Genomic DNA, 12,400 nt, shown 5'->3' on the forward strand with positions numbered 1-12,400 from the left:
GCGTGATGACCGATTCCAGTGACGCGCCGTACGAACCCGCCGGGCCGTACGGGCTGTTCATCGGCGGGGAGGAGGTCGCGGGCGAGGAGGGGTTCCGCGCGTTCAACCCGAGCACGGGAGGGGCGTGGGCGGAGCTGGCGGAGGCGTCCGAGGAGCAGGTGGACGCCGCCGTGCGCGCCGCGCGCTCCGCCTACGCCTCATGGCGCCGATCCTCACTGGAGGAGCGCCAGCGCGTCCTGCTGGCGATGGCGGACGTGATCGAGTCGGCCGGCGACTGGCCGCGGCTGCTCGCCACCGAGAACGGCCGTCCGATCCGCGAGGCCGTGGGCGCCGACGTGCCCACGGCGGCCGGCGTCCTGCGCTACTACGCCGGACTCGTGCGCGGCCTGCACGGCGAGACGATCCCCGTCGCCGACCCGGCCGGCCGCGTCTTCACCGTACGGGAGCCGCTCGGCGTGATCGCCGCGCTCATCCCGTGGAACTCGCCCCTGATCTCGGCGGCGCTGAAGCTCGGCCCGGCCCTCGCGACCGGCAACACCGTCGTCCTCAAGCCGTCGGAGTTCGCCGCGGCGAGCGTGGTGGAGTTCGCGCGCCGGACCGCCGGGCTGCTGCCGCCGGGGGTGCTGAACATCGTCACCGGTGTCGGCCCGCGCGCGGGCGCGGCGCTCGTCGGCCACCCGGACGTGACGAAGATATCGTTCACCGGCGGCACGGCGACCGCCCGCCGGATAGCGCGCGCGGCGGCGGAGCACCTGACCCCCGCGATCTTCGAACTGGGCGGCAAGAGCGCGCTGGTCGTCTGCCCCGACGCCGACCTGGACGCCGCCGTCCACGACGCCGTGACCGGGATCCTGGCCCAGAACGGCGAGGTGTGCTTCGCCGCCTCCCGCCTCTTCCTGCACGCCGACGTGCGCGAGGAGTTCCTCGAACGCATGGTCGCCGCGATGGCGGCGGTGCGCATCGGGGACGCGCTCCATCCCGCGACCGAGCTGGGCCCGCTGATCTCCGCCGCGCACCGCACGCGCGTGCTCGGTCACGTGGAGCAGGCCGTCAAGGAGGGGGCCGGGCTGGTGGCGGGCGGCCGCCCGCGCCGGCTCGACGGGCGGCTGTCCGGCGGCCACTACGTCGAACCGGCGCTCCTGGACGACGCCGCCGGCGCCACCACCGCGGCGCGGGAGGAGATCTTCGGCCCGGTCGTGGTGGCCCAGACCTGGCAGGACGAGGACGAGGTGGTCGCCCGCGCCAATGCCAGCGACTACGGGCTGGCCGCCGGGGTCTGGACCCGCGATCTCGGGCGCGCGCACCGCCTGGCCGACCGGCTCGACGCGGGCACCGTGTGGGTCAACACCTGGTTCCAGGTGCCGCCGGGCCAGCCCTTGGGCGGCGTCCGGCTGAGCGGCCACGGACGGGAGATGTGCGCCGAGACGCTCCTGGAGTACAGCGCCCCGAAGGCGATCAGCATGCACCTCGACACCGAGCGTCCCGCCATGTGGGGAATCGACGGCTGAACGCATCGTTCCCGGGCGACTGGAGTCCCATTTGTCCGTAGCCGGTCATGCCCGGTCAATGCCCTTGAGCGTCTTCTGTGTCTCATGGATGGTCCCAACCAGAGATCGACGGTGAGGGTGTCGCCGGACGGTGTGCCCTCAACGAGGAAAGGGGCACGATGTGATACGGGGGCATACGCTGCGCCGCAGCCTGGTCGCCGCCATGGTGATCACGACCGTCCTGGGGGTCGCCGTGGCGGTCCAAGTCGTTCGTTCTCCGAAGGCGGAGGCGTTCGCCACCTACTACTGGTTCTCCTCGGGACACGGGGAGCACGAGAAGGTGACGCGGGCCGCGCTCGCGTGTCCGGAGGACCAGCCATCCGACGGCACCTGTTTCGAACCGGACTCGATGGACATTCTCGCCGGGTACCGCGGTTATCTCGGCGGGGTCGGCGGCCCCGACTCATGGTTGAGCGGCGGCGAGCTGGACAACCCGGCGGCCCATTGCGACAACGCCGACTACATCCGGCCTGAGGACAACGGCGGCAATACGTACGTGCGCAGCCGGTCGCAGGCCTCCGAACAGCTGGTCGACTGCCTCCGGCACCTGCGCGGCCGGTTCCACAGCGCCGCGCAGCAGGCCGGGACCGCCTTCGACGACGATGGTGATCTGTCCAACTACGAGACGCGCTCGTCCTGTGCCGACTACGGGCCGCCGGGACAGCGGGCACGCGCCAAGTGCCGGTTCGTCGACCTGTTCGCCCGTGCCCTGCACGGCGTCCAGGACTTCTACTCGCACTCCAATTGGGTCGACTCCGCCGATCCCGGCAAGCCGACCGGCGTCGGCAACCCGCCCGGCATGCACCGGAGCGAGGTGTTCCCGCTGATGAACTTCCGGCTGCCGCTGTCGTCACCTTCCGACGTCCCCGAGCAGCTCACCACCGGCTGCTACCCGTCGGACGAATGCGGGGGCAGGATCCGCCACGACGAGGAGCTGAACAAGGACGTCGCGCAGATCGACCCGGCCACCGGCAAGGTCACCAGGGACGGGACCAGCGCACGCGGTTCCATCTCCGACAACCAGGAACGCGCCGTCCTGTGGGCGATCAATGACACCCGCCGCCAGTGGGCGGAGATGCGCGGCGAGATCAGGGCCCGGTACGGGGATGACAAGGGCGACACCATCATCTGCGCCATGACGCACGACACCCCGGTCCGCAACTGGCCGTGGACGACGGGCGACTGCGAGTAGCCGAGCACGCCGAGTCGTTGACGGCAGGCCTCGCTTCATGCGGGTCTGCCATCAACGGTCGCCGGCTCGCGGCCGGGTCAGGTCAGCTTCCACAGCCGCGCGGCCCCCTGGCGAACCCGCCAGAAAGACCTCGCCCATCCCGCCGGCCCCGAGCCGGCCTTGAAGGCGATACGGGCCGATCTGCCGCGGATCATGCGGTCGCAGCGGATCCATCATCCCCCCTGAAGAAACACCGACGCCGATCATGCTAGGGCGTGTCTTCATGGACGGTGATCGAATCAGCGGCTCCGTCGGCTGAACGATCAAACAGCCGGTCCCCCTGCGCACGGGCGAGTGTCGGGGGCGAGCTGGGCGCCATCCCTCCTGGCCCGCGTCCCCGCGCCCCGGAGCGTCTCCGGGATCGAGGCGAGGCCGCTCCTCCTCGGAGGTGCGCCCTTGTCCATCCCCTGGAGAGTGATTTGTCGTTTTCGGTGCGGGTGCTCTACGATCCCGCTGAATTAGGCATGCCTAACCTATCTGATGGCGGCCTGATCTCTTCAACGTGAAGGTGGCGGCGGGTGATCGTGATGCGCGGCAGGCGGCTCGCCGTGGTGGCGGGGTGCGCCGTGCTCCTGGTGGCGGCGGCGCTGGCCAGCCTGGCCGCGGGCAGCCGCGGCATCGCCCCCGGGGACGTCCTGGACGCGCTGCTGCGCCCCGACGGCGGCGAGGAGAGCACGATCGTCCGGTCGCTGCGGGTGCCGCGCACCGTCACCGGACTGGCGGTCGGCGCCGGGCTGGCGCTGGCCGGGGTGCTGATGCAGGCCCTGACCCGCAACCCGCTCGCCGACCCCCGGCTGATGGGCGTCACGTCCGGCGCGTCCGTGGGGGTCGTCATCGCGATCAGCATGTTCGGGCTGACGACACTGCCCGCCTTCGTGTGGTTCGGCATCGTCGGCGCCGCCGCGTCCGGGGCGTTCGTCTACGTGCTGGCGGCCCGTGCGCGGGACGGGGCGTCCCCGGTCACGCTCGCCCTCGCGGGCGCCGCCCTGGACGCCTCGCTCACCGGCGTCGTCGTCGGCGTGCTCACCGTCGACGCGCAGACCTTCGACACCTACCGCTTCTGGGCCGTCGGCTCGCTGGCCGGGCGCCCCGCCGAGGTCGCCCTGTGGGTGCTGCCGTTCCTGGCCGCCGGGACGCTGCTGGCCTTCGCCGTGGCCCGCGGGCTGGACGCCCTCGCCCTCGGCGACGACGTGGCGCGCGGGCTGGGCCGCAACGTCGGCCGGGTCCGGCTGCTGGCCGCCGTCGCCGCCGTCGTGCTCACCGGCGCGGCGGTCGCCGCCGCGGGTCCGATCGGGTTCGTCGGGCTGGCCGTGCCGCACCTGGCGCGCGGCCTGGTCGGCGCCGACCACCGCTGGGTGCTGGCCGTCTCGCTGCTGCTCGGGCCCGCGCTGCTGCTGGCCGCCGACGTGCTCGGCCGCCTGATCGTGCCGCCCGCCGAGGTGCGCGCCGGGGTCGTCACCGCGCTGCTGGGCGCCCCGTTCCTCATCCTGCTGGTCCGCCGCGGACGGACGGTGACCGCATGAAGGCCGCGCATCCCGTCGCGGGCCATGTGGTCGTGGGCGGCGGGCCGATGGCGTTCGTGGTGCGGCGCCGCCCGGCCGTCGTCGGCGCCGTGCTGGCGGTGCTGACCGGCGTCGCCGTGGTCGTCTCGCTCGGCGTGGGCAGCACGTTCATCCCGCCGGGCGACGTCGTGCGCGCGCTGGCGGGGGACGGACCGTTCACCGTCGTCGTCCAGGACCTGCGGCTGCCGAGGATCACGGTCGCGCTGGCCGTCGGCGTGCTGCTCGGCCTGTCCGGCGCGCTGCTCCAGTCGATCAGCCGCAACCCGCTCGCCAGCCCGGACGTCGTGGGCGTCACCCAGGGCGCCGGGCTCACCGCCACCGTCATGATGAGCGCGGGCGCGGGCGCGGTCTGGCTGGGACCGGCCGCGCTGCTCGGCGGCATGGCCGCGGCCGCCGTCGTGTTCGCGCTGTCATGGCGGTACGGGCTGGCCGCGCACCGCTTCGTGCTGTCCGGGATGGCCGTCGCGCTGGCGCTGCGGGCGCTCACCGAAGTGGTCATCGTCGACGCCGACCCGATCGAGGGCCAGCGCGCGCGGATCTGGCTGGCGGGCAGCCTGGGCGGGCTCGGCTACACCGAGGCCCGCATGCTGCTGATCCCGCTGCTCGCCCTCGCGCCCCTGCTGCTGTGGGCGGGACGGGCCATGGACACCGCCGCCCTCGACGACGAGGTGGCCCGCGGCCTGGGCGTCCGGGTCGTGCGGCGGCGGGTCGCGCTCGGCGCCGTCGCGGTGGTACTGGCCGCGCTGGCCACCTCGCAGGCGGGCGCCGTCGACTTCGTCGCGCTCGCCGCGCCGCAGCTCGCCCGCCGGCTCGTCCGCGCCGAACGTCCCCCGCTGGCCTGCGCCGCGATCACCGGCGCGCTGCTGACCGTCGTGGCCGACCTGGTCGCCCGGACGGCGTTCGCGCCGATCCAGCTGCCGGTCGGGGTGCTCACCGCGGCCCTCGGCGGCCCCTACCTGCTGTGGCTGCTCGTACGGAGGAAGAAGGCATGACCACCGAGGAGAAGCCGCGTCCCCCGGTGCGGCTGACCGCGCGCGGGCTCAGCGTCGGCTACGGCAACCGCCTCGTCATCGAGGACATGGACCTGGAATTGCCCGGCGGCGCGTTCACCGTGATCGTCGGGCCGAACGCCTGCGGGAAGTCGACGCTGCTGCGCACGATGGCCCGGCTGCTGGCCCCGCGCGGCGGCGCCGCCCTCATCGACGGCGCCGACGTGCACGCCCTGCCCACCCGCGACCTGGCCCGCCGCCTGGGCGTCCTGCCGCAGAGCCCGGTCACCCCCGAGGGGCTGAGCGTGGCCGACCTGGTGGCGCGCGGCCGCCAGCCCCACCAGCGGTGGTTCCGGCAGTGGAGCGCGGCCGACACCACCGCCGTGGAGCGGGCGCTGGCCCTGACCGGCCTCGGCGACCTGCGCGACCGCCCGGTGGACGCGCTGTCGGGCGGCCAGCGGCAGCGCGTGTGGATCGCCATGACGCTCGCCCAGGACACCGACGCGCTCCTCCTCGACGAACCCACCACGTTCCTCGACCTGGCCCACCAGGTGGAGGTCCTCGACCTGCTGCGGCGCCTCAACCGTGCCGGGGGATCGGTGTCGGATACGGCGGGAGGACGCACGGTCGTGGCGGTGCTGCACGACCTCAACCAGGCGTGCCGCTACGCCGACCACATGGTGGTGATGAAGGCGGGCCGGGTCGTCGCCCAGGGCCCGCCCCGAGAGGTGATGGACGCCGACCGCCTCGCCGAGGTGTTCGGTCTGGGCGGCGTGGTCGTCCCGTGCCCGGTGACGGGGGCTCCGATGGTCGTGCCGGACGCTCCGGCATGACCAGGGCACGGTGGTTCCGGGGGTGCGGGGGCGTCCCCACAGCGAAAACGCCCCTGCGACTACAGAGTTCGACCCCCACAGAAAGTTAGGTGACGCACGTGAAGTTCCTCGGACTCGGCCGGCGGCTGGGTGGAGCGGTCGCCGGTGTGCTCGCGGCCGGACTCGTCCTGACCGCCTGCGGAAGCGGCGACGCCGAGTCGTCCGGCCCCACCCGCGCCGTCAAGCACGCCATGGGCGAGGCGAAGGTGCCCGAGACCCCCAAGCGGATCGTGGTCCTCGACACCGACAAGCTCGACACCTTGAAAACCCTCGGCATGACCCCGGTCGGCACCGTGCTGCCGGGGGAGGCGGCGGGCATGCCCAAGTACCTCGGTGGCGAGTTCGCCAAGGTCAAGGTCGTGGGGACGACCCAGGAGCCGGATGTCGAGGGCATCGCCGCGCTGCGGCCCGACCTGATCCTGGGCTCGAAGTTCCGGCAGGAGAAGTTCTACCGCGAGCTGTCGAAGATCGCCCCGACCGTGTTCACCGACAAGATCGGCATCACCTGGAAGCAGAACTTCCTGCTGGACGCCGAGGCAGTCGGCAAGAAGGCCGAGGGGCAGCAGAAGCTGCAGGCCTACGAGGCGCGTGCCAAGGAGCTGGGCAAGTCGCTCGGCGACCCCGCGAAGCTCAAGGTCAGCGTGATCCGGTTCATGCCCGACGAGCTCCGCCAGTACGGGCCGGACTCCTTCTCCGGCATCGTGCTGCGCGACGTCGGGGCGGGCCGTCCCAAGCTCCAGCTGCTGGAGGACAAGGCCGACAAGCGGATGGCCCCGCTCAGCCCGGAGCGCATCGCCGACGCCGACGGCGACATCGTCTTCGTCGCCGCCTACGGGAAGAAGGCCGCCCAGGACCAGGCCAAGATCACGGCCGGGCCGCTGTGGAAGAAGCTGAACGCGGTCAAGGCCGGGCACTCCCACGTGGTCGACGACGAGATCTGGATGACCGGCATCGGCGTCACCGCCGCCGGGTTGCTCCTGGACGACCTGCAGAAGTACCTGACGCCGCTGGCCAAGAAGTAGCCGCCGGCGCACGAGAGGCGCCGTCTCCCCAGGCCCGGGGAGACGGCGCCTCCGGCGTTCGGGGTCAGTGCGGATGGGCCTCTTCGAGGGATGATCCGGCCAGGCGCGCCGCGACCACGTCGGCGAATTCGGGGCACTCATGGATGTCTTCGTGCGGGCAGGCCAAGCCGTGGGCGATGGCGGTGCGCGCCGCCTGGAACCGGGCGATCCGCCGGTCCAGCTCGGCGAGCTTGCGCCGGTGCAGCTCCCGCCGATCGTCGCCGGCCGACGAACGAGACGCGATCAGCTCCTTGAGCTCGCGCAGCGTGAAGCCGACGTCGCGCAGCAGCAAGATCTCGCCGACCAGCCCGACCGCGGACGGCGGATAGCGCCGCTGACCTGAGACCCGGGCCGGCGCCGGGAGCAGGCCGAGCTCCTCCCAGTAGCGCAGGGCGGAGGTGGCGACACCGGTGCGGCCCGCCAGCTCGCCGATCGTCAACCGCTCGTCGGACATCTTGACTTCAAGCGTACTTGAAGTCGTTGACTGGCGATCGTGAAGACAGCAGGTGCAGATCTCAAGCAACGCGCGCTCCGAGCCGGGGTGCGCCAGTTCCACCACCCCCGTGGCATCGCCGGACGCATGGTCGGTTGGTTCATGGCTCACCGCCGCTCCAACCGGCAGCGCAACATCTGGGCGGTGACATTGCTGGAGGTGCGGCCCACCGATCGGGTGCTCGAAATCGGCTTCGGCCCCGGCATCGCCATCGCCGAACTCGCCGCCCGCGCCACCCGAGGCCACGTCTACGGCATCGACCACTCCGAAGCCATGGTCCGCCAGGCCGGCCGGCGCAACGCCGCCGCCGTCCGTGTCCGCCGTGTGCACCTCGTCCACGCCTCTGTGGACCGATTGCCGAACTTCGACGAGCCGCTCGACGCCATCCTCGCCGTCAATTCCGCGGGGTTCTGGCCCGACCCGGTAGAACGGCTCCGCGATCTACGGCGGCTGCTCCGTCCCGCGGGACGCATCGCACTCGTCAGCCAGCCCCGCTGCCCCGGCGCCACCCGAGAGACCACGGCCCGAGCCGCCGACAACCTCCGGGACCAGCTCACCCAGGCGGGCTTCACCCGGATCCGCGCCGAAACCCTCGACCTCGACCCGCCGGTCGCGTGCGTCCTCGCCACCAACCCGACCGGCGGGTGACCGATCGGTCAGAACTGGTCGTCGTACTGCCCTGCGCCAGCCGGTCGACCACGCTGATCCCCGGACGGCCCGCCTCGACCTGGAACCGCGCGGCGGTGGTGACCGTGGGGCCGCCCGGCGCCGAAGCGAGCCCTGGACGTCCTAGACGTCGGCGGTCAGCAGCGCGACTCCGCGGGCCGCGAGCCGGAGGGTGTCGGTGGGCCCGTCCTTGCCCAGGTGGTCGCGCATCGGCACCGGAAGCCTCACGGTGACGGGCTCGTCGGCGTGGTTGAGGACGACGTGGTAGTCGGTCCCGTCACCGGCCCGGCGTACGCGCGCCTGCACTCCGCCGGGCAGGCCGGACAGGACGGGCTCGACGCCGGCCTCCCGGCGGACGTCGTCGTACAGCCGCCGCATCGTGGCCGGATCGGGACGGGTGGCGAGGTACCACGCGGTGCCCGCGCCGAAGCGATGCCGTGTGATGGCGGGCCGGCCGGACGTCTCGCCGCCGTCGAAACACGCCACGGCCTCGGCGCCGTCGAGCCGGAGCTCCTCGGACCACAGCGCGCCCGAGCCGTCCGGGCGAAGCCCGACGGTCTCGCCCTGTGCCAGCGGCCAGAACTCGGTGACACGAAGGCCGAGCACCGGGGCGAGAGGCCCGGGGGCCCCTCCGGGATGGACCCGGTCACTGGAGTCGACGACGCCCGAGAAGAAGGAGATCAGCAGGGTCCCGCCGTTCCGCACGTACTCTTCGAGCGACGCCGCGTCGCCGTCCTCGACCAGGTAGAGGTTCGGGACCACGACCAGGCGATAGCCCGACAGATCCGCGCCGGGGCGCACCACGTCGCAGGCCACGCTCGCCTCGTAGAGCGGCAGGTAGTGCTCCAGGGCGGCGCCCAGGAACTGGAGATCGGAGCTGGGGTGGGCGTCGAGTTCGAGGGCCCACCAGTTGTGCCAGTCCATGACGATCGCCACGTCGGCCTGCGGCGGTCGCGCGCCCGCCGGCGAGCTCAGGGCGGCCAGCTCCTGGCCCAGGTCGCGGATCTCCTGGAAGGTACGGGTATCGGTGCCGCCATGCGGAACCATCGCCGAATGGAACTTCTCCGCGCCGCCGCGCGACTGCCGCCACTGGAAGAACATCACCGCGTCGGCGCCGTGCGCGATCGCCTGCCAGCTCCACAACCGCATCACGCCCGGCGGTTTGGCGGCGTTGCGGGTGCGCCAGTTGACGGCGCTGGGCGCCTGCTCCATCAGCAGCCAGGGCTGGCCGCCGCGCAGCGAGCGCATCACGTCGTAGCCGAAGGCCGCCCGCGCCGCCGCGTCCGCGTCGTGCGGGTCGGGGTAGGAGTCGTAGCTGATCACGTCCAGGTGCCGCGCCCACTCGAACAGGTCGAGGGTCCGCGCCAGCGGGACGAAGTTGGTGGTCAGCGCCACGCCGGGGGTGACGCGGGCCAGGACCTCGCGTTCGGCGAGATAGCAGGCGAGCAGCTCGTCGGAGCTGAACCGGGCGTAGTCGAGCCGCTGGGCGGGGTTGCGGAACGTCGGCGCGGTACGCGGCGGCAGCACCTCCTCGAACGACCCGTACCGCTGCGACCAGAACGCGGTCGACCAGGCCCGGTTGAGCTCGTCCACGGTGCCGTACCGGGCGAGGAGCCAGCGCCGGAACGCCTCCGCTGACACGTCGCAGTAGCACGCGCGGACGTGGCATCCGTACTCGTTGCCGATGTGCCACAGCGCCAGCGCCGGGTGGTCCCGGTAACGGGTGGCGACCTGTTCCGCGAGGGCGGTCGCGCGCTCCCGGTAGACGGGGCTGGACGGGCAGTAGTGCTGCCGGGCGCCGGGCCACAGGCGGGTGCCGTCCTCGCGTTCCGGCAGGGTCTCGGGGTGCAGCCGGGCCAGCCACGGCGGGGGAGAGGCCGTCATCGTGGCCAGGCACACGGCGACGTCCGCGTCCGCGAGCAGGTCCATGACCCGGTCGAACCAGCCGAAGTCGTATTCCCCCGGTGCGGGCTCCACCATCGCCCACGAGAAGATGCCCAGGCTCACCATGGACACGCCCGCCTCGCGCATGAGCCGGACGTCCTCGTCCCACACCTCCTCCGGCCACTGCTCGGGGTTGTAGTCGCCGCCGTAGGCGATGCCGCCCAGCCGCCGTCGCAACCGGTCCATACGGTCGTGGCTCTGGCTCATTTCTTCACACTCCCCTGGGTGAGGCCGGCGCGCAGGAACCGTTGCAGGAAGACGATCGCGATCATTAGGGGGACCACGGACACGAAAGCTCCGCCCACGGTGAGCTGGTAGAGGGCGGGCTGCCGGTCGGCGGTCGACAGCCACGAGCTGAGCCCGAGCGTCACCGGGTACAGCTTGGAGTCCGACAGCATGACCAGGGGCAGGAAGTAGTTGTTCCAGGTGTCCACGAACTGGAACAGGAACACGGTGACCAGTGCGGGCGACATGATGCGCAGTACCAGGGTGGTGAAGATGCGCAGCTCGCCCGCCCCGTCCATGCGGGCCGCCTCGATGATCTCGTCGGGGACGGCCGCGGCGGCGTAGACCCGGCACAGGTAGACCCCGAACGGGGTGACCATGCTCGGCAGCAGGACCGACCAGTAGGTGTTCGACATGCCGGCGCGGCTCAGCAGCAGGTAGAGGGGCAGCGCGAGCGCGGTGCCCGGGACCAGCACGCCGCCGATGATGATGTTGAAGATCGCCTCCCTGCCGCGGAACTCGTACTTGGCCAGGGCGTACCCGGCCATCGCCGCGAACAGCGTGGCGCACAGCGCGCCGACCCCGGCGTAGAGCAGGCTGTTGGCGACCCAGCGCAGGAAGATCCCGTCGTCGCGTTCGAGAAGGAGCCGCAGGTTCTCCAGCGGGCGCGGATCGCTGAACCACAGCCCGAACGAGCCGAACAGGTCCCCGGTGGACTTGGTCGCCGAGACCGCCAGCCAGTACACCGGCAGCAGGAAGTAGACCGCGGCGACGGCCAGCGCCGAGGTCAGCAGGATGCGCCCGCGCAGCGACCGCCGCGGCCGCGGGGACGGGGACGGGGGCAGGGCGGTGTCGTCGGCGCCGGCCGGCCGCGGAGCGGTCTCCACGCGCGTCGTCGGCACCGGGGTCACCGGCCGACCCTCGTCGAGGTCATCCGGAGGAACCCGAACGAGAGCACGAAGGCGATCAGCGCCAGCAGCACGGCCTCGGCGGCGGCGAGGTTGTAGTCGTTGTTGGCGAACGCTTCGCTGTAGGCCGACATGTTGGGCGTGTAGTGGCTGCTGACGCCGCGCGCCAGGGGTTGCAGTACGAGCGGTTCGGCGAACAGCTGCAGCGTCCCGATGATCGTGAACACCGTGGTCAGCACCAGGGCGGGCCGGACCAGCGGGAGCTTGATGTGCCGGACGACCTGCCAGGCGCTCGCGCCGTCGACGCCGGCGGACTCGTACAGGTCACGGTCGATCGCCTGCAGCTGAGCGATCACCACCAGCATGTTGTAGCCCGCGAACTCCCAGGTGACGATGTTGGCGATGGACCACAGCACGGTGTCGGGGCCGAGCAGGTCGGCCCGCACGCCCACCTGTTCCAGCACGGACAGGATCGGGCTGATCCCCGGGACGTACAGGAACCCCCACAGGATCGAGGCGATCACACCGGGCACCCCGTACGGCAGGAAGAAGGCCGTCCGGAAGAACCGCACGCCGCGTGCGGACGCCGCGTCCAGCATCAGCGCCAGCACGGTCGCGAGACCGATCATCACCGGCACCTCGACGGCCGCGAACACCAGCACCCGCCAGAGGCTGTCCACGAATCCCGGTTCGCCGAACGCCCGCGCGTAGTTGTGCAGGCCCGCGAACGTCCGGGTCTCCTCGCCCAGCCCGAGCGGTCCGGTGCGTTCGACCTTCAGCAGGCTCTGGTAGACCGCGTAGCCGATCGGCAGCACGAAGAAGACGAGGAACAGCAGGCAGAACGGGGCCAGGAACCCGGCGGCGGCGCGCGGGTGACGACGGGACATTGACCGGCTCCTACA

At 72.2% G+C, this 12,400-nt stretch carries 11 protein-coding genes; 7 read left to right on the plus strand and 4 right to left on the minus strand.

Annotated elements, in window-relative coordinates:
* The first annotated feature begins 5 nt into the window (after positions 1–5).
* The 6 genes from ABD340_RS01480 (at position 6) to ABD340_RS01505 (ending at position 7,223) form a co-directional block, all read left to right on the plus strand.
* On the plus strand, positions 6–1,508 hold the full coding sequence (locus ABD340_RS01480) for an aldehyde dehydrogenase family protein (RefSeq protein ID WP_344586440.1): 1,503 nt from the start codon (positions 6–8) through the stop codon (positions 1,506–1,508).
* 160 nt (positions 1,509–1,668) lie between these two features.
* Complete coding sequence (locus tag ABD340_RS01485; RefSeq protein WP_344586442.1) at positions 1,669–2,739, plus strand: hypothetical protein; 1,071 nt, start codon at positions 1,669–1,671, stop codon at positions 2,737–2,739.
* A gap of 566 nt (positions 2,740–3,305) precedes the next feature.
* Positions 3,306–4,301, plus strand: a complete 996-nt coding sequence (locus ABD340_RS01490; RefSeq protein WP_344586545.1) for a FecCD family ABC transporter permease — start codon at positions 3,306–3,308, stop codon at positions 4,299–4,301.
* On the plus strand, positions 4,298–5,332 hold the full coding sequence (locus ABD340_RS01495) for a FecCD family ABC transporter permease (protein ID WP_344586444.1): 1,035 nt from the start codon (positions 4,298–4,300) through the stop codon (positions 5,330–5,332). Before ABD340_RS01490 ends, ABD340_RS01495 begins: the two co-directional genes overlap by 4 nt.
* A complete protein-coding gene (locus ABD340_RS01500; RefSeq protein WP_344586445.1) occupies positions 5,329–6,162 on the plus strand; it encodes an ABC transporter ATP-binding protein in 834 nt (277 codons plus the stop codon). Before ABD340_RS01495 ends, ABD340_RS01500 begins: the two co-directional genes overlap by 4 nt.
* 98 nt (positions 6,163–6,260) lie before the next feature.
* Positions 6,261–7,223 carry an ABC transporter substrate-binding protein gene (locus ABD340_RS01505; protein WP_344586446.1) on the plus strand — a complete coding sequence of 321 codons (963 nt, stop codon included), beginning with the start codon at positions 6,261–6,263 and terminating at the stop codon, positions 7,221–7,223.
* Between the two features lie 64 nt (positions 7,224–7,287).
* On the opposite strand, the gene ABD340_RS01510 is transcribed toward ABD340_RS01505, so the two are convergent.
* Positions 7,288–7,716 (minus strand): MerR family transcriptional regulator, encoded by a 429-nt coding sequence (locus ABD340_RS01510; protein ID WP_344586448.1) that lies wholly within the window; start codon positions 7,714–7,716, stop codon positions 7,288–7,290.
* A gap of 126 nt (positions 7,717–7,842) precedes the next feature.
* Here ABD340_RS01510 and ABD340_RS01515 point away from each other — a divergent pair, with 126 nt between their 5' ends.
* Complete coding sequence (locus ABD340_RS01515; protein ID WP_344586450.1) at positions 7,843–8,403, plus strand: class I SAM-dependent methyltransferase; 561 nt, start codon at positions 7,843–7,845, stop codon at positions 8,401–8,403.
* A 141-nt stretch (positions 8,404–8,544) separates the two neighbouring features.
* Here the strand turns inward: ABD340_RS01515 and ABD340_RS01520 are convergent, their stop codons facing one another.
* Genes ABD340_RS01520 through ABD340_RS01530 form a run of 3 tightly spaced genes read right to left on the minus strand, consistent with a single transcriptional unit; the run spans position 8,545 to position 12,385 of the window.
* Positions 8,545–10,572 (minus strand): beta-galactosidase, encoded by a 2,028-nt coding sequence (locus ABD340_RS01520; protein ID WP_344586451.1) that lies wholly within the window; start codon positions 10,570–10,572, stop codon positions 8,545–8,547.
* The gene (locus tag ABD340_RS01525; RefSeq protein WP_344586452.1) at positions 10,569–11,501 is read right to left on the minus strand and encodes a carbohydrate ABC transporter permease; all 933 of its coding nucleotides are present in this window, start codon (positions 11,499–11,501) and stop codon (positions 10,569–10,571) included. The genes ABD340_RS01520 and ABD340_RS01525 overlap by 4 nt, the downstream gene beginning before the upstream one ends.
* A complete protein-coding gene (locus ABD340_RS01530; protein ID WP_344586453.1) occupies positions 11,498–12,385 on the minus strand; it encodes a carbohydrate ABC transporter permease in 888 nt (295 codons plus the stop codon). Before ABD340_RS01530 ends, ABD340_RS01525 begins: the two co-directional genes overlap by 4 nt.
* Positions 12,386–12,400: the final 15 nt, after the last annotated feature.

This window comes from Actinomadura vinacea (genome assembly GCF_039532545.1).
In the GTDB taxonomy this organism is placed as follows: Bacteria; Actinomycetota; Actinomycetes; order Streptosporangiales; family Streptosporangiaceae; genus Spirillospora; species Spirillospora vinacea.

Bases quoted from the DNA above. Each gene is read 5' to 3' on its own strand.
- ABD340_RS01480 (WP_344586440.1), top strand. From the start codon at position 6: ATGACCGATTCCAGTGACGCGCCGTACGAACCCGCCGGGCCGTACGGG.
- ABD340_RS01490 (WP_344586545.1), top strand. From the start codon at position 3,306: ATGCGCGGCAGGCGGCTCGCCGTGGTGGCGGGGTGCGCCGTGCTCCTG.
- ABD340_RS01495 (WP_344586444.1), top strand. From the start codon at position 4,298: ATGAAGGCCGCGCATCCCGTCGCGGGCCATGTGGTCGTGGGCGGCGGG.
- ABD340_RS01500 (WP_344586445.1), top strand. From the start codon at position 5,329: ATGACCACCGAGGAGAAGCCGCGTCCCCCGGTGCGGCTGACCGCGCGC.
- ABD340_RS01510 (WP_344586448.1), bottom strand. From the start codon at position 7,716: ATGTCCGACGAGCGGTTGACGATCGGCGAGCTGGCGGGCCGCACCGGT.
- ABD340_RS01515 (WP_344586450.1), top strand. From the start codon at position 7,843: ATGGTCGGTTGGTTCATGGCTCACCGCCGCTCCAACCGGCAGCGCAAC.
- ABD340_RS01520 (WP_344586451.1), bottom strand. From the start codon at position 10,572: ATGAGCCAGAGCCACGACCGTATGGACCGGTTGCGACGGCGGCTGGGC.
- ABD340_RS01530 (WP_344586453.1), bottom strand. From the start codon at position 12,385: ATGTCCCGTCGTCACCCGCGCGCCGCCGCCGGGTTCCTGGCCCCGTTC.